Raw genomic sequence first — 17078 nt, forward strand, 5'->3', positions numbered from 1 at the left:
CAGTCCATTCCTTGGGCTGCGGCACCATCATCTGCATCGCTGTTGCTGGCGACTTCGGGGTTTGTCACGCCGATTGTCACGAGGGGGGAATGCCGCAAAGCCTTTTACGAGTTGGGCTGCAGCAGCGGTAGGAGCGCGCGTCTCTTTCCGGGAGAAAGAGACGGGCGCAGGTTGGCGCAAGGAAATGCCTACTCGAATAGAACGCAGCAGGGCAGCTACAAAGACGAACCCCCCACCTTGGCGATCGACACCTCAATCAACGCCCGCGCCGCATCAAGCTGATGCACCACCGAGCGCGCCAACGGGCGGAATTCCAGCGTGCAGTTATCTGCGACTTCGTAAGCGGTGGCTGCGGCGCAGGCGAGGTATTCGGAGGCGGTGAGCAATGCGTCCTCAGCTCTGACGCCGGGCTTGACCGAGAACAGGCTCAGGTTGCCGAGGTTGGCGTTAGTGCAGGTTGATTGTGGGGCGGGTGTTTCGGGTGGGTGAGGGGTGGATCTAATCATGTTGTCTCTCCTGACTTGGATGAGACCGACACCGTTCGCGACTAAACGAATAGGTGGCGGCTGTACGCGGGTTAGTCGACCGGGAAGTCAGGCACCCGGTGCACCCGAAGGTGCCCCTCGTACAGCCACCATAAAAGGACAGAACCGATGTCGATGACAGCGGCTCAGGTTATGGGGCGTTACGCGCCTGACGTGTTCGGGCGACTAAACCCGGTCGTTGTTTGCAACGACACCCGGGAAGGTAGTCGCCGGATCAGACACGTTCAAGCGGTCGGGAGGATATCGCTTAATTTCAGAAGCGTCCTACGGGATTTCGGACTTTTTGTGTGGGTTGGGCGGGGAGGTAGGGCGGTAGTGCGGCGGAGGGGGCTTTCGCGGGCAAGCGCGCTCCTACGGGGATTGGCGGTGTGGCATTTGGCACAAACAAAAAAGGCTCACCTTTCGGTGAGCCTTTTTGCTAAATCTGGTGCCGGCACCAGGAGTCGAACCCGGGACCTACTGATTACAAGTCAGTTGCTCTACCAACTGAGCTATACCGGCGTTGTGGGCGCTGATTATAGGGATTTGATCTGGCGAGTAAAGCCCTAATTTCAGTTTTTTCGCGGCCCTTATGCCGGAAGGTAATTACCGTTATTCACAATCCGCACAAACCGAAGGCGACGATCGGTCAGATTCACGAACCATTCTCAATCCTTCGCAAGCTACTGTTTTAGCGCCAATTTTACGCTGACCAAAAAATGAACAAATGATTACATCCCTCCCAAAGCAGGATTTCCGGGCGTTCGCTGGGATTTCATCAACAGACTTATCCACAGGCGCGCGCGTCAAAAAAAGCTCACGGCCGTTCTGCGAGAATGAGCAGATTCCGCGGAGTGACTTGGCTGTCGCAGAAGGTGCCGATGCGTACGTCGTACCCGCACTCAGTCAGATAAAGCGCGCGGTCGAGGATGAGCCACATTTCCAGCGGCCGGCGGAAGAGGTTGCGCAGCAATTCGAGGTTGCGCACTTCGGCCAGACGCGCCCAGCCCGCGGCTTCAAGGGCGGTCCAGTCCTGAATGCCGGGGGAGGGCAGTTGCTTGAGCTCGGCGAGGTCGCGGCAGTAGTCGGCGAAGGGTTTGGCTAGCCAGGCGCTGGGGAGCGAAGGCGTTGGCAGGTAGTCGTCGACGCCGCGTAGCGCTCGCTGCAGCAGGTCGAAGCCGAGGCGTCGAGCCATGGAGGTGTCGCGCTGGCGGCGTACGCGGGCGCCGGCGGTGACGGTTTCGCTGAGGGGCAGGCCGAGGTCATCGATGGAGAGCGTAAGCGCGGACGCTTTGCCCTGCTCGGAGATCGGCACGTAGTGCTCGCCGGCGATGCGGTTGTAGCAGCAGGGCGCGATCGCCAGTTGTTGGCAGCGGGCGTCGCTGGCGAGGTGCATGAGGCGCACATGAAGGTCGCCGCAGGCGTGGAGGGCGACGGGCGTGTGATGGGCTTCGAGGCGCGCGCCGGCATCGTCGGCCATGACGTCTTGATGCAGATGGTTTGCGGTGATGCCCAGTTTGTCGCTGAGCTGCCGTCCCGATTCAACCAGGTGCGCATCGTATTCCAGGCAGGTCAGCGCTTGGCCGCTATGGGCAAGGCGCCGACCGAGGTGGCCTTTGCCCGAGCACCAATCCAGCCAGTGGGTTGGCTGTCGCTGAAAGCTTAAACGGCTGGCGAAGGCTTCGATCTGTTGCCACTTGCGGCCGGGCACGTCGACGCTCATGCGCGATGACACGGGCTCCAGGCTGACGGGAGGCAGCGGGTCGATCTCGCTTAATGCCTTCGACTGTAAAGCTAGTTGAGCAAAGGGCTGAGGCGCACTGAGCTGTTCGGGATGGTTGTGCGCAGCTTCTGCCTCTTCGAGCGAGCGTTGTCGCAACCAGCGTGACAGCTCGGGGTGCTGGGACTCCCACGGCAGGTGGCGATGGGTGAAAGGTCGTGGCCGCCACAGGGCCTGATGCTCCAGGAAGAAGGCATCGAGCGCGGCGAATCGGGATTGGAGTTGCGCGGGTGTGAGTGGCATTGGGTTATGGCAGTTGAGCGGTGATGTGCAGCATACGGTGAATCAGTGCCTGAGCGCGTTTATCAGGCTCGGCAATCTTCGGCGGCTGAAATGCCGCTTTCGCGAGCAAGCTCGCTCCCACCTGGACCGTGTTCTCTGCGGGAGCGCGCGGCGATCCTCAGCGCCCTTGGCTGGCGTCCACTCGCAAATACCGCTCAAGCAGTTTGAAGCCTTGCACCAGCACGAACGACATCACCAGGTAGATCAACCCGGCGATGAGGAAGGTCTGCTCCGGCATGTAGGTCCGCGCGTTGATGGTGCGGGCCATGCCGGTGATGTCGAGCAGGGTCACGGTGCTCGCCAGTGCGCTGGCCTTGAGCATCAGAATGACTTCGTTGCTGTAGGCGGGGAGGCCGATGCGTGCGGCGCGGGGCAGGATGATGTACAGCAGCGCTTTGCCTTTGGACATGCCCAGTGCACGGGCCGCTTCGATTTCACCGGGTGGCACGGCCTGAATGGCGCCGCGCAGGATCTCCGCGATGTAGGCGGTGGTGTGCAGCGTCATGGTCAGCGCCGCGCAGAAGAACGGGTCGCGCAGGTAAGGCCACAGCGGACCCTTGGTGACGGCGTCGAATTGCGCCAGGCCGTAATAGACCAGAAACAGCTGGACCAGCAGCGGTGTGCCACGAAAGAAGAAGATGTAGGCGTAGGGCAGCGCCCGGACATAGGCGTTACGTGAGGCGCGGGCGATGCCCAGCGGAATGGCGAGAATGAGGCCGGCAATCACCGCGACGGCGACCAGCTCCAGCGTCACGGTGGCGCCGTGCAGCAGTTTCGGCAGCCATCTGAGGACGAATTCCCAACTCATGACGCGCTCCTCGCAAAGCCCACCGACGCGCGTTTCTCCAGCCACGCCAGGCCGATCATCGACAGCGCGGTCATGCACAGGTACATCAGCGCCGCGACCATATAGAAGGTGAAAGGCTGCTTGGTGGACGTGACGGCGATCTGCGCGTGGCGCATGACCTCTTCAAGCCCGATGACCGAGACCAGCGCCGTGTCCTTCATCAGGATCATGAACAGGTTGCCGAGCCCCGGCAGCGCAATGCGCCACATCTGCGGCATCACCAGTTTGAAGAAGATGCGCGATCGCGACATGCCCAGCGCCAAGCCGGCCTCGCGATGACCTTTCGGGATCGACAGCATGGCGCCGCGAAACACCTCGGTCGCGTAAGCGCCGAAGCACAGGCCCAGGGCAATGACGCCAGCCGCGAACGCACTCAGTGACAGGTTCGGAATATCGAACAGCTTGCCGATCGCCCGCATCGAGCTGACCGTGCCGAAGTAGATCAGCAACACCCACAGCAATTCAGGGATGCCGCGAACCAGCGTGGAATACGTGCCGCCCAGCCACTGCAAGGCACGATTCGGCGAAGTCTTCGCCAGCGCACCGAGCAGGCCGAGCACCAGCCCCAGGCAGAGGGCCGACAGCGCAAGTTGGAGGGTCATCAGCATGCCGGCGGCCAGGGCCGGGCCGAATCCATAGAGATCGAAGTTCATGGCGTTGTTTGTCTAGAGGACAGACGCCACCGTCTGCGCGGGCAAACGGCGGCGATGGTCAGGCAGGTCAGAGGATGCTGAACGGGAAGTACTTGTCGTTGATCTTCTTGTAGGTGCCGTCGGCGATGATTTCTTTCAAGGCTTCGCTCAGCTTGTCGCGCAGCGGGTCGTCTTTGCGCACCGCGATGCCGATCTTGTCGTCAACCGGAAGGGCGTCACCTTTGAACTCGAAGCTCTGGCCTTCCTTGCCTTTCAGCCACTCGTAGCTCGCGTATTTGTCGCCGAGCAGTGCGTCGAGGCGGCCCGACGCCAGGTCGAGGAAGGCGTTTTCCTGGGAGTCGTACAGCTTGACGGTCACGTCGTCGCCCCAGTTGTCTTCCAGCCACGTCCCGGACAGGGTCGCGCGTTGGGCGCCGATGGTCTTGCCCTTCAACGTTTCCTTGATGGCGGCCAGGTCGCCGCTGAGGTTCGTAGTCTTAGGCGCGACAAATTGCAGTTTGTTGGAGTAGTACGGAATGGTGAAATCCACGGCCTGCTTGCGTTCTTCGGTGATCGACATCGACGAGATCAGGAAGTCGAACTTCTGCGCATTCAGGGCTGGAATGATGCCGTCCCAATCGGAGGTGACGGTCTCACAGGTCACTTTCATCTTGGCGCACAGGGCGTTGCCGATCTCCACGTCAAAGCCCACCACCTGACCGCTGGCGTCTTTGTTGTTGAACGGCGGATAGGCGCCCTCGATGCCCATTTTCAGGGTGTCGGCAGCAAAGGCGCTGGAGGCCATGGCCAGGGTGGCGGCAGCGGCCAACAGAATGTTTCTCAGGGTCTGCATCGATGTTGCTCCGTTAGCGATTGCTGGACATGAATTGTTTGCAGCGCGCCGACTGCGGGTCATCGAAGACCTGGTCTGGCGAACCTTGTTCTTCTATCAGCCCTTGGTGCAGGAAGATCACTTCGCTGGACACCTGCCGGGCGAAATTCATTTCGTGGGTCACCATCAGCATGGTCCGGCCTTCGTCGGCCAGGCCACGAATAACACTAAGCACTTCCTGCACCATCTCGGGATCGAGGGCAGACGTGGGCTCATCGAACAGAATGACCTTGGGCTGCATCGCCAGCGTGCGCGCAATCGCGGCACGTTGCTGCTGACCGCCCGACAACTGTGCCGGATACGCATGACGCTTGTCGGCGATTCCCACTTTGGCCAGCAATGCTTCGGCAACTTCGGTGGCCTCGGCCTTGCTCTGCCCCAGCACGCGGCGCGGAGCCTCGGTGATGTTATCGAGGACGGTCATGTGCGGCCAGAGATTGAAATTCTGAAAGACAAAGCCGATCTCGCTGCGCAGGCGGTTGATCTGACGGTTGTCGGCAGCGATCAGTTCACCTTTGCGGGTGGCTTTGAGCTTGAGCTCTTCGCCGGCCACGAGAATCTGCCCCTGATGCGGGTTCTCCAGCAGATTAATGCAGCGCAGCAGCGTCGACTTGCCTGAGCCAGAGGAACCCAGAATCGAGATCACGTCGCCATCGCGCGCACTCAGCGAGATGCCCTTGAGCACGTCGAGTTCGCCGTAGCGCTTGTGCAGATTGCGGATTTCCAGGGCGGGCGTGGCCTCGGCCATGTTCAGTCCTCGTGTATTCGGTGGGCTCATCGGGTTGTCGAGTGGACGCAACCTGGCGGCGGCAGCAGCGATGCTGCGCGAGGCCTTTTGAGGATGAGCTTGATGAGCGCCGGCGCAGAATGCCGTTGCGCAAAAAGGGCGCGATGGTGCCAGCTTTAACCGCCGTGGGGAAGGGTGTTCCGGCCATTGCGGGGATTGATGGCCGTTAATGTGCGCTTATTTGGTGCTATTTCATCTTGAGTGTGTATTTTCGGTGCGGCTAATCGTCACCCTCCTGTTGCTTCAGGTAACGTTTCCTACATGAATGGCGAATTGCTATTGCATTCATGGACTTGCGTAAAAGGTCTAGAGCGGGCGTATCCCGCTGCGACGTCGTATCTGAAACATCCTGGCGTAATTCTTGCGTAAAAAATAAATAACAGAGCTGTTGTGTTCTCTTTACGAAGAGCCGCCACGCGTCCTGATCCGTACAGAAATCCTTCTAAGGTTGGTTCCATGAGCAGTACACCCAACGCTTCAAACCTTGAACAAGGGCTCAAACCGCGGCACATCACCATGCTGTCCATCGCGGGCGTCATCGGCGCCGGCCTCTTCGTCGGCTCCGGCCACGCGATTGCCGAAGCCGGGCCGGCTGTGCTTCTGGCCTACGGCGCCGCGGGTACGCTGGTGGTGCTGGTGATGCGCATGCTGGCGGAAATGGCCGTCGCTTCGCCGGACACCGGTTCTTTTTCGACCTACGCCGACCGCGCGATCGGGCACTGGGCCGGCTTCACCATCGGCTGGTTGTACTGGTGGTTCTGGGTGCTGGTCATCCCGCTGGAAGCCAACGCCGCCGCAACCATCCTGCACGCGTGGTTCCCGAACGTGGCGATCTGGGCGTTCACGTTAGTGATCACTCTGCTGCTCACCGCGACCAACCTCTTCAGCGTGAAGAACTACGGAGAGTTCGAGTTCTGGTTCGCGCTGATCAAAGTGCTCGCGATCATCGGCTTTGTGGTGCTGGGCATTGCGGCGGTGATGGGTCTTCTGCCGAACAGCCAGGTCAGCGGCGTCAGTCATTTGTATGACACGCAGGGTTTCCTGCCTAACGGCATGGGGGCGGTGCTGGCGGCGATGCTGACCACCATGTTCTCGTTCATGGGGACGGAGATTGTCACCATCGCGGCGGCAGAATCGAAGAATCCCGGCCAGCAAATCACCAAGGCCACCAATTCGGTGATCTGGCGGATCTGCCTGTTCTATCTGCTTTCGATCTTCCTCGTCGTCTCGCTGGTGCCTTGGAACGATAGCCGTCTGGCTGAAGTGGGTTCGTACCAGACCGTGCTCGATCTGATGGGCATTCCGAACGCCAAGCTGATCGTCGACATCGTCGTGCTGGTCGCCGTGACCAGTTGCCTGAACTCGGCGCTGTACACGGCTTCACGCATGCTCTTTTCCCTCGGCAAACGTGGCGACGCCCCTGCTGTTTCCCAGCGCACCACCAAAGCCGGCACGCCTTACTGGGCGGTGCTCCTGTCGACCGGCGCTGCGTTTGCTGCCGTGTTCGCCAACTACGTCGCACCTGCGGCGGTGTTCGACTTCCTGCTCGCAAGCTCGGGCGCCATCGCACTGCTGGTGTATCTGGTCATCGCCGTGTCTCAGCTGCGTATGCGCCGCAAGCGTGAAGCAGAAGGCCAGGCCGTCGACTTCCGCATGTGGCTGTTCCCCGGCCTGACCTGGGCAGTGATCGTGTTCATCGTCGCCGTGCTGACCATCATGCTGTTCCAGGAAGGCCACCGCATGGAGATCATTGCCACCGGGCTGCTGAGCCTGATGGTCGTGGCTGCTGGCCTGATCGTGTCGAGCCGTCGCAAAGCGGGGAAGGCAGGCAAGGTTGTGCTGAATTGATGGAGCAGTGAGTCGGTTGTGACCGACCGCTGTCGAGAAGCCGCTATCAGGGATGATGGCGGTTTTTTTTCGTCCCGATGATCGGGTCGCGGTGGGGGTCAGTGTCTCAGCGCATCCTGCGCAGCACCGATTTCCCCCGCACTTGATGCAGCACCACTGCGGCCAGATGCAGCGCCACCAACCCTGCCAATGCCGCGCACAGGACGTGATGCAACTGATGCAGCTCCAGCAGCGCGATTTTTGAATGGATGAGCTGTGGCAGCGGCACCAGCGCCAGCAGCATGACCGGGTGGCTCATCATCAGCACCCCGGTAATCAACACGCCGGCTACTGCCCCGTAGATCGCTTTGTGCGCAGCGCTGGCCAGTCGCGCCTGGACGTTTTTAGCGGAGGGCCGCGCAGGGGCTTTCACCGCCAGCCACAAACGCCAGGCAAAGAACGGAATAAACAGGCTGGTCAGTTGGGGATTAAACGACTCGACCCATTGCCGAAACGGGTCGCTCTGGTCGAGCAATGCCACGCCGAAGCCGCTGAATGTCGCCCACAGGATGACGGCTGCGGACAGCCAATGCAGGAAAATTCGGGTTCGGGAGTAAGTGCTCGTTTCGCCTGACGTCGGTGCCGGCAAAGCGGTGTTTAGAGGTGTCAAAACGGCCAGCCTTTAGTTGAGAAGGAGTTGCATTCTCGTAATGGCGCAAAGCTACCGTTTTGACCGGGGTCATGTAAATCAAAAAACGTTTTAAGAACGCCCGCCTGCACCTTTCGCGTTCTTTTTCTGCAGAATCACGGACGCTTCGTTGTAGGCAGTCTGGAAGGCGTCGCTGCCGATCCATTTAACGGCCGAGTCTTCATCTTCCTCGTGGAACAGCCCGCGGTAGGTGATCAGCAGGCCCATCATGAAGTCGGTCGCCGGCTCTTCGTCTTCTTCGGCAATCACCAGCTCCAGCACCGGGTATTGCAGGAAGACCACGCACAGCGCCAGCAAGCTTACTGATTCGGCCTGCTTCATTGCTTCGAACAGGTCGTCGAAATCCGCAGGGTCGAAACCGTTTTCTTCGATGTCTTTGAAATCAAACGTGCTCAGGTCGATCTCGACGTCATCGAAAGGCTCGTTGACGAAGGCATGGTTGAGCACCGGGTGAATAACGCTCGGCCGGGCCTTGCCGGAACGGTTCTGCTTGGCTTTGGCCTTTGCACGCTGGGCGCGTTTTTGCTGTTTGTCGGGGGAGGCCATTACGGCGGTTCCTTGTGCGGTGCAGCCATTCGCATGGCCCAGGATCATCGGGCGCGTATTGTATTCAGTCTTGCGCCGGTTCGTCGTGCTTGTTGCGGTCGATCCCCAGCATCTCCATCGTGGATTCCATCTCGATCTCGTCGAGAATCGCGCGGAAGGCCTCGTAGAAATCATCGTCGTGAATGCGCGCCCTGACGGTAGCCTCATCCAGTCCGTGGGCCCACATCAAGTAAGCGCCAAGCGTTTTCACCAGCACGTCGAGGTAGTCGTCGAAGTCGATGTCGTAGAAAGCGTGGGCGGCTATGGGACCTCTGGCAAAGGCATCGAGCAGATCGAGGAACCCTTGCTGCTCGGCAAGCTTGAGCACTTCGTAATGCGCGAGGCGTTGCTCCTGAGAAGGCTCCGGCGCAGGGGAGTGATACACCTCCGCTATCAGCATTTCGTCCTCAGTGATCGACATCTCGTCGGACTCGCCTCTTATCACCGCCGCCATCGCCTCCCGCTCTTCTTCGTCCATGGTTTCAAGGATGTCCGGCTCTACGAAATTCTTCAGCAGGGTATCGTCGTCCAGCAGCGCTGCGTCGTCGTCCGAGAAGAAATCAGGCATGAAGTAATCCGGGACGATCGGGTTGGGAGTCTGCGGATGCTGGCGATCGACACGCTGCTCTTTGGCTTTGGTCTTGGCGCGCTTGGCTCGTTTTTGTTGCTTGCTGACAGATGCCATCACGAAGCTTCCTTGGTTAGCTCAAGCCTGCGATGTTAATAAATTGCGCCCAATAAAAAACCCCTGAATCTTTCGATGCAGGGGTTTTCGGTATTTATGGTGCCCAGAGACGGGATCGCAGGGGCAAGTCTGATGCGAGGCTACATTTTCAATTGCTCAAACTTCCCGGGCGCTGAAAATTTCCAGACGACCTTGAATGCCGCACCGCCCGAGATCAGCTCCGCCTGCCGAATGATGGCAGGCCACCACCGGACAAGATTTTCAGCCTTACTCCAGTAGCTCGTTTGGCCCCATTGCCTCGCGAGGCAGAAAACCGGTAGCCCGCATTCTATGAAGGCCTGCCGCTCGGCGTTTCCCTTGGAGAACTTGTCTTGTGACACCACGGCCCACCCGCCTTCGGCAGTGAGGTCGGTAATCCAGTGGATGTCACTTGTGTCCGCTGGAAACCTGTCCCTAAGTGGGATTACGACATGGCCTTCGCCTCTGCATAGCTCGTGCAAGGCTCTGGCAATGGACGGTGGAAGATTGTTATCGATCAGAAAATTCAAGCAGCGATCCTATGCTCAAAGGTCACCGCAGCGTCCACTGCTGCGGTCGGAATTTCGAAAATCACGGACACACGTTTTGCGTCTTGGCCTTCAGCCAGGTAAGCCTGATAAATCGACGCCGTATCGATACCAGCGGCGGAGAGCACCGGTTTTCCAAAGTTGCGGTTCGGGTCCAGCACGATTGCCCTGCTTCGCTTGACTGGATACCAACGCTGCGCCTTTCCCTCGCCCGTATAGTCAATGCCCTCATACAGCGCAGGGGCGATTACTTGCCTGAATGCATACTGACGTTTCGCCAGATCCAGGATCGCCTCGTCGCCAGTTTCATCAAAAACGGTAGCGAATATGCTCCTGCCGTCAGTCTGGAATCTTCTGCAGGTGAACGGATAGTGCTGGTCAAAAATTTCCTTGGCTTGCCTGGATGCTGCGCGAATAGCTTGAAGGCTCACGCCGTGCTTTCGGAAGGCATCAACAAATCTGATCTCAAGCAGGTCGTGGAAGCCAAGCAGCTTCTCGTCTCCGACATCCAGCTCAGGAAGCCACAAACCGGAGTGCTCCACACCATCCGCCTTATAGCCGAACAGCCATCTGCGAATGTCCTTGGCGGGTATGCCTGTGTAAAGGGCTGCTTCTGAGGGCGTGTACACGCCGACCCCAATGAGGCGGCTCGACGATTCGACAGTCTTCATGCACACCCCCCGTGTCCGTGGCTGCTCAAAAAAATGCATTCTGAGGTTGATCAGGGTCTCGTTCAACTGATCTTGGGCGGATGCTCAGGGCAAAATTGTAAAGAAGGTGGGGGCGCGGACGGGTGAAAGTTTGATGATCCCGTGCTGTGCCTGGAGTGGCGACGCTTAACAAATCCATTCGTAGCAGGCGTCTGTACGGCTGAGATCTCCGAGGGCACCCTAGTTATTCGCGCCCAATAAAAAACCCCTGAATCTTTCGATGCAGGGGTTTTTCGGTATTTATGGTGCCCAGAGACGGAATCGAACCGCCGACACGGGGATTTTCAATCCCCTGCTCTACCGACTGAGCTATCTGGGCAACGGGGCGCATTAAACGTGTTTTTCAGGAGGTCGTCAAGCGGGGTGTCGAAAAAAATCTGAATTATTTCCTCCGCTTACGACGAACACTGTCTGCGAAGGGTTATTCGGCAGGGGGAACATAGCCGTCGGCCTTGGCGTATTCCTCGCCGGACAGGTATTTGTCCATCTCGGTCTGCAGGAATTTGCGATCTTCGGCGTTCATCATGTTCAGACGACGCTCGTTGATCAGCAGGGTCTGGTGTTTCTGCCAGTCGCCCCAGGCTTTCTGCGAGACATGGTTGTAGATGTCTTCACCTTTGGCGCCCGGATACGGCGGACGGTCCAGGCCAGGCAATTCTTCTTTGTATTTGCGGCACATCACGGTGCGGGTCATGAGGACTCTCCTGCATTCAATACGTCGGCTGCGTTTTTCAGCAGTTTCTTCACCGGGGCGGCAAGGCCCAGGCGCGGCGGGGTGGCGAGGTTATACCAGAGCCAGTCGTCCTCGGCCACGTGATGGGCGGACGCGCGGACCCGGACCAGCCAGGGTTCGATGCTTAGCTGAAAGTGGCTGAACGTGTGGATCAGGCCCGGCAAGGCTTGATGCTCGCCCAGCTCAAGGGCGTGCTGGTTGGCCAGATGCTGCATGTCGTTGAAGTCGTCCAGTTCCGGCAAGCTCCATAGCCCGCCCCACAGCCCGGTCGAAGGGCGGCGATACAGCAGAATCGCGCCTTCGCCGTTGGCAAAGATCGGCATCAAGGTGCGCTTTTGCGGCACGACCTTGCGCGGCTTAGGAATTGGATAACGGGTTTCCTGGCCCAGCATGTGGGCTTCGCAGCCACGCTCGAGGGGGCAGAGCAGGCAGCTGGGTTTGGTCCGGGTGCAGAGCGTGGCACCCAGATCCATCATCGCCTGGGTGTAGTGATTGACCCGGCTGTGCGGCGTGTAGCGCTCGGCCGTGGTCCACATCTGCTTCGCCACTTTGGGCTCGCCGGGATAGCCTTCCTGGGCGGTGAAGCGGGCGAGTACGCGCTTGACGTTGCCATCAAGGATCGGCGCGCGCAGGCCCATGCTGATGCTGGCAATCGCGCCGGCCGTTGAGAGGCCGATACCCGGCAGCTCGACGAGCTTTTCCACGTCGCGGGGGAATTCTCCGCCGTGCTCGGCCACCACGATTTTCGCGGCCTTCTGCAGGTTGCGCGCGCGGGTGTAGTAACCCAGCCCGGTCCACAGATGCAGGACCTCATCTTCCGGCGCGTCGGCCAGAGCCTGCACGGTAGGCAGCGCTTCCATGAACGTGTCGAAATAGCCAAGCACGGTGCTGACCTGGGTTTGCTGCAGCATGATTTCCGACACCCACACGCGGTACGGGGTGATGTCGTGTTGCCAGGGGAGGTCGTGACGGCCGTGGCGGTCGTACCAGTCGAGAACGGCGGAGGAGAACTGCTCGGGTTGCATCAAGGGTTCCGGTGATCAAAGAAGTTGGGTTGCTATATCCGCAGCCAGACGCCGCGCTGTCGGCGGCCAGTCAAAATGAATGTGGGAGTGTGCTCACTCCCACCACTTAACTGCGCGGCGCCTGTTAGTCAGGCTTAACGCTTGAACAATCCCTTGATCGCGTCCTTAAGCTCGGGACTGACCTTGTCCCCCAGCTTTTCATCGATCTTGTCGCCAATCCGGTCGCCTGCCAGCTTTGCAGCGACCTTGCCCAGGCCGTCGTTATCCAGACGACAGGCCTTCGCGCCCATTTCCAGCGGGCCACGGCAGAGCACCGGCCATTCGATGCCGACAAAGCGCGGGTTCACTTCGCAGGCAGGGTCCGGCATGTCGCTCTTGTCGCCTTCGATGATCACCCCGACGCGATAGTTCATGCCCATGACGCGCAGGTCGATGTCGCCATCGCCGTTGACGGTCAGGCCCGGGGTACGGACTTTCAGGTCCGGGTTGCTGGCCACGCCGTTGCGGAACACCAGATTGCCATTCAACTGCTGGAAGGGCGTGTCCTTGCCACGCGGCTCGCCGCTCAAGCTCTTGCGGTTGAGCGTCGAGATGCCGCGGCAGAGCTGCTGCTCGAGGTTAGCGTTGACCAGCACGCCGTCGTTCAGCGCAAAACTGGCAGTACCGTTGAGGCTCTCGACCAGCGCCTTCTCGCTATTGCCTTTGGCGGTCACATCGCTGGTGAGGTTGAGCAGGCCCCGCAGAGGCGGCGTGGTGCCCTGGCTCTGAATGAAGTGTTCCACCGGCACTTTGGCGATACGGGTCTGCACGCTGGCCAACGGCACTTCTGGACGCGCGTCGAGATTGCCCTTGACCTCGAAATTACCGTTGTACAGATCGCCGCGCAGGCTGTTGACGGTTATCACGCCATCGAGCGCCGAGGTTTTCAGCGCCGCATTCTGGATCGGCAGTTTCTCCAGGGTCAGTTTGCCGAAGCTCAGATCGGCGTCGACATCCAGTTTGCGCAGGCGCTCAAGCGGCAGCAGCTTCGCGTCGCTCCAGGCGCCTTGGGTCGGCTGATTCGGCAGAGGCGAGGTGCCTGAGGCCACCATGGCTTCGGCCTCGGCGCCCTGAACTTCGGCTCTGCGAGCGGCGCCCGCGCTCTTCGCCTGCTCGCCTTCGGGCTTGCGATAGCGGTCGGCGTCGAACGTGTCGGCCTTGAGTTGCAGGCGCAGGGATTGCTTGGCGAAGTCCTCCACGGCGATGTGGCCGCTGATGGTGCTGTCGTCGAGTTTCACCGTGAGGTCGTCCAGCGCCACGCTGTTCGGCGTCGCCGCGATGCGGGTGACCAGTTCCAGTTTGTTCAGACTGCCGTCACCAAGGGTCGGCGCAGGCTGGCCGATGTTGTCGAGGAAGTCGCGCAGGTTGAACTGCGCAATCGAAACGCCCCCCGTGAGCTGCGGGGTCTTGTCCAGGTCACGCACATGCAGCTCGCCGATGGCGCGCAGCTGGTTGGCGGATAGCTTCAGGTTGGTCCATTCCGCGACGTTGGCGGACATGTCTGCCAGCAACTGGCCCTGGGCCGAGAACGTCAGCGTCTTGCCCTGAAGTGGATCGCCCGTCACATCACCCGAGAAACGCATGTCGTCGAGCTGATAACGCTTGAGGGCGCGATCAAAGCGCAGCTTGCCCGTCAGTTCGGTTTTAGTGCGCACGACGGGTTGATTGGTGCTGAGGAATGCGGTCAGTTTCAGCGGGATATCGGTCGCGTTGTGGATCGGGCCGGTGCTCAGCTGAATGCTCTCGGCGGTGAACTGCCGGGCCTTGGGAATATCGTTGAAATCGATGCGCGCGTTGTTCACGGTCAGGCTGTCGATGTCCAGCTTGAGCGGCTGCCACGGCTTGTCGGGCTTGGCCGACGCGGTATCAGTTGGCGCATCCGGCGTGGCGGGGGGCTGGGCTGGATTGGCCGCGGTCGCGGGTATTTTGCCGATGTCTTCCCAGTTGCCGTGGCCGTTTTCATCGCGGGTCAGCGTCAGGTTCAGGCCCTCGACGCGCACGTCGCTCATCTGAACTTCTTTGCGCAGCAGCGGCAGCACGCGCACGGACAGCCCGAGCATCTGCAGATCGGCGAAAGGCTTGGACGGCTCGCTCAAGGTGGCAACGCTGGCGTCGTGCAGCTCCAGGCCAAGCCATGGAAACAGGCTCCAGCCGATGTCGCCATTGAGCGTCAGCTCGACATGGGCGCGATCACGAACCAGTTTTCGAATCTCGTCTTTGTAGTCGTTGGGATCAAAAAAGTGGGTCAGGGCAAAGCCAAGAGCCACGATGATCAGCAACAGCCCGAGAAGGGTGAGCCCCAGGATTTTGCCGAACGCTTTCATGGGCGAGTCCTTGTGTCGAGTCGTTCAAAATTTAGCCCGCGAGTATAGCGTTCTCACGCAAGCACCGGGTTTTGGATCGCCATAGACGTTGCCGATCGAGTTGGCGGCGATCTGCACAGTGACAGACGGCACTAAAAAGGTAGTAGCAGAATGCTTTCTTTTAGGCCGCAAATGGTAATCTCGCGCCATTCGCCAGCCGTGCTGCGTCGAATTGTCACGTAAAGAGATGTCCTGCCGATAAACCACCGAGGCCTGCGTGCTTTAAGAGTGGTGGTGGGGCTATGTCGCTGTTCTTGCGGGATACAACTATAAATTGGGGGCAACAATAAGATGACTACGAGCACTGCTCTGGGCGGTACTGCCGCTCAGCCTGCGTTCTTGTCCAAAGAGCGCATTATCGCCAAGCGCGGTTTCAACCGTTGGCTGGTTCCGCCAGCTGCATTGGCAATCCACTTGTGTATCGGCATGGCCTATGGCTTCTCGGTGTTCTGGCTGCCGCTGTCCAAGGCAATCGGCATCAAGACCGCTGTCGCCTGCCCGGCTGACATGGGTTTCTTCGAGCAAGTCATTTCGTCCAGCTGTGATTGGCCGATTTCCATGCTCGGCTGGATCTATACCCTGTTCTTCATTTTCCTGGGTTGCTCCGCAGCGATCTGGGGCGGCTGGCTGGAACACGCAGGCCCGCGCAAGGCCGGTGTTGTATCGGCACTGTGCTGGTGTGGTGGTCTGCTGATCTCGGCGCTGGGCGTTTATACGCACCAGATCTGGCTGATGTGGATCGGCTCGGGCGTGATCGGCGGTATCGGTCTGGGCCTGGGTTATATCTCGCCGGTCTCGACGCTGATCAAGTGGTTCCCGGACAAGCGCGGCATGGCGACCGGCATGGCGATCATGGGTTTCGGCGGTGGCGCGATGGTTGGCGCTCCGCTGGCAACCGCACTGATGAGCCACTTCGCCACGCCTGACAGCGTCGGTGTCTGGCAGAGCTTCGCGGTGATGGCGGTGATTTACTTCGTCTTCATGATCGGCGGTGCACTGTCCTATCGCGTTCCGCCGACCGGCTGGAAACCTGAAGGCTGGACCGCTCCTGCGAAGAAAGCCAACAGCGCGATGATCACCAACCGTCACGTGCACGTCAGCGTTGCGTGGAAGACCCCGCAGTTCCGTCTGGTCTGGCTGGTGCTGTGCCTGAACGTTTCGGCAGGTATCGGCATCCTGGGCATGGCTTCGCCCCTGCTGCAGGAAGTGTTCGGCGGCAAACTGCTGGGCAACGATCAGCCTTTCGGGCAGTTGGATGCCTCGCAACTGGCGGCCATCGCGGCGATCGCAGCGGGCTTCACCGGTCTGCTGAGCCTGTTCAACATCGGCGGACGTTTCTTCTGGGCATCTTTCTCGGACTACATCGGCCGTAAAGCCACTTACTTCGTGTTCTTCGCGCTGGGCTTTTTGCTCTACGCATCGGTACCGACACTGGGTCACCTGGGCAGCGTTGCGCTGTTCGTGGCGGCGTTCTGCGTCGTGCTGTCGATGTACGGCGGTGGTTTCGCAACCGTTCCGGCGTACCTGGCCGACCTGTTCGGTACGCAAATGGTCGGCGCGATCCATGGTCGTCTGCTGACCGCCTGGGCTGCCGCTGGCGTGCTCGGTCCGGTGCTGGTGAACTACCTGCGTGAGTATCAGCTGAGCCACGGCGTTGCACGCGCCGATGCTTACGACATCACCCTGTACATCCTCGCGGGTCTGCTGGTATTGGGCTTCATCTGCAACCTGCTGGTGCGTCCGGTGGCCGACAAGTACTTCATGACTGACGAGCAGTTGAAGGCTGAGCAAGCTTTCGGTCACGATGTCGGTGCCGATCACAGCACTTCGCTGGAATGGAAAGCCGATCCAAGCACCAAGCCACTGGCGATTCTGGCCTGGCTGGCAGTTGGCATTCCGTTGGCGTGGGGCGTGTGGATCACTCTGCAGAAGACTGCGGTGTTGTTTCACTAAAGCTGATCGAGGCAGCCTGAGATGTATCAGGCTGACCTGAAACCTGTGGGCGTGAGCTTGCTCGCGAAGACGGTCTAACAGTCGACGGAGATGTCGAACGTCAGGGCCTATTCGCGAGCAAGCTCGCTCCCACATTTTT

At 59.8% G+C, this 17078-nt stretch carries 16 protein-coding genes and 2 tRNA genes; 2 read left to right on the plus strand and 16 right to left on the minus strand.

What is annotated here, in order from left to right; genetic code table 11:
- Positions 1-215: 215 nt before the first annotated feature.
- From QWI18_RS04480 to QWI18_RS04510, 7 genes are all read right to left on the minus strand, one after another.
- Complete coding sequence (locus tag QWI18_RS04480; protein WP_369318293.1) at positions 216-506, minus strand: hypothetical protein; 291 nt, start codon at positions 504-506, stop codon at positions 216-218.
- Positions 507-970: 464 nt separating this feature from the next.
- A tRNA-Thr gene (locus QWI18_RS04485) sits at positions 971-1046 on the minus strand.
- Between the two features lie 295 nt (positions 1047-1341).
- Positions 1342-2547, minus strand: a complete 1206-nt coding sequence (locus tag QWI18_RS04490; protein WP_369318294.1) for a methyltransferase — start codon at positions 2545-2547, stop codon at positions 1342-1344.
- A gap of 157 nt (positions 2548-2704) precedes the next feature.
- Entirely contained in the window at positions 2705-3394 is a 690-nt protein-coding gene (locus tag QWI18_RS04495) for an ABC transporter permease (RefSeq protein ID WP_369318295.1), read from the minus strand.
- The gene (locus tag QWI18_RS04500) at positions 3391-4086 is read right to left on the minus strand and encodes an ABC transporter permease (protein ID WP_065987400.1); all 696 of its coding nucleotides are present in this window, start codon (positions 4084-4086) and stop codon (positions 3391-3393) included. Before QWI18_RS04500 ends, QWI18_RS04495 begins: the two co-directional genes overlap by 4 nt.
- A 67-nt stretch (positions 4087-4153) precedes the next feature.
- Positions 4154-4918, minus strand: a complete 765-nt coding sequence (locus QWI18_RS04505; RefSeq protein ID WP_065987399.1) for an ABC transporter substrate-binding protein — start codon at positions 4916-4918, stop codon at positions 4154-4156.
- A gap of 13 nt (positions 4919-4931) precedes the next feature.
- A complete protein-coding gene (locus QWI18_RS04510; protein WP_192131027.1) occupies positions 4932-5705 on the minus strand; it encodes an ABC transporter ATP-binding protein in 774 nt (257 codons plus the stop codon).
- 495 nt (positions 5706-6200) lie between these two features.
- Between QWI18_RS04510 and gabP the strand changes: the two genes are divergently transcribed.
- Entirely contained in the window at positions 6201-7592 is a 1392-nt protein-coding gene (gene gabP / locus QWI18_RS04515) for a GABA permease (RefSeq protein ID WP_065987397.1), read from the plus strand.
- Positions 7593-7698: 106 nt separating this feature from the next.
- Here gabP and QWI18_RS04520 read toward each other — a convergent pair whose 3' ends face one another.
- The 9 genes from QWI18_RS04520 to QWI18_RS04560 all read right to left on the minus strand — a co-directional run bounded on the left by QWI18_RS04520 (position 7699) and on the right by QWI18_RS04560 (position 14947).
- Entirely contained in the window at positions 7699-8241 is a 543-nt protein-coding gene (locus QWI18_RS04520) for a cytochrome b (RefSeq protein ID WP_369318296.1), read from the minus strand.
- Between the two features lie 90 nt (positions 8242-8331).
- Positions 8332-8826 (minus strand): hypothetical protein, encoded by a 495-nt coding sequence (locus tag QWI18_RS04525; protein ID WP_369318297.1) that lies wholly within the window; start codon positions 8824-8826, stop codon positions 8332-8334.
- A 64-nt stretch (positions 8827-8890) separates the two neighbouring features.
- Complete coding sequence (locus tag QWI18_RS04530) at positions 8891-9550, minus strand: hypothetical protein (protein ID WP_369318298.1); 660 nt, start codon at positions 9548-9550, stop codon at positions 8891-8893.
- A 140-nt stretch (positions 9551-9690) separates the two neighbouring features.
- On the minus strand, positions 9691-10098 hold the full coding sequence (locus tag QWI18_RS04535; RefSeq protein WP_369318299.1) for a hypothetical protein: 408 nt from the start codon (positions 10096-10098) through the stop codon (positions 9691-9693).
- On the minus strand, positions 10095-10682 hold the full coding sequence (locus tag QWI18_RS04540) for a DUF433 domain-containing protein (RefSeq protein WP_369318359.1): 588 nt from the start codon (positions 10680-10682) through the stop codon (positions 10095-10097). Before QWI18_RS04540 ends, QWI18_RS04535 begins: the two co-directional genes overlap by 4 nt.
- A 387-nt stretch (positions 10683-11069) precedes the next feature.
- Positions 11070-11145 (minus strand) — tRNA-Phe (locus QWI18_RS04545).
- 102 nt (positions 11146-11247) lie between these two features.
- On the minus strand, positions 11248-11520 hold the full coding sequence (locus QWI18_RS04550) for an oxidative damage protection protein (RefSeq protein WP_192130801.1): 273 nt from the start codon (positions 11518-11520) through the stop codon (positions 11248-11250).
- Positions 11517-12584, minus strand: coding sequence for an A/G-specific adenine glycosylase (gene mutY / locus QWI18_RS04555; RefSeq protein ID WP_192130803.1), 1068 nt, complete (start codon positions 12582-12584; stop codon positions 11517-11519). The genes QWI18_RS04550 and mutY overlap by 4 nt, the downstream gene beginning before the upstream one ends.
- 134 nt (positions 12585-12718) lie before the next feature.
- Positions 12719-14947 (minus strand): AsmA family protein, encoded by a 2229-nt coding sequence (locus QWI18_RS04560; protein ID WP_296306434.1) that lies wholly within the window; start codon positions 14945-14947, stop codon positions 12719-12721.
- 330 nt (positions 14948-15277) lie between these two features.
- Here QWI18_RS04560 and QWI18_RS04565 point away from each other — a divergent pair, with 330 nt between their 5' ends.
- Positions 15278-16939, plus strand: a complete 1662-nt coding sequence (locus tag QWI18_RS04565; protein ID WP_065987389.1) for an OFA family MFS transporter — start codon at positions 15278-15280, stop codon at positions 16937-16939.
- Positions 16940-17078 lie beyond the last annotated feature (139 nt).

The sequence above is a fragment of the Pseudomonas sp. W2Oct36 genome, from assembly GCF_041060465.1.
GTDB lineage: Bacteria > Pseudomonadota > Gammaproteobacteria > Pseudomonadales > Pseudomonadaceae > Aquipseudomonas > Aquipseudomonas graminis_B.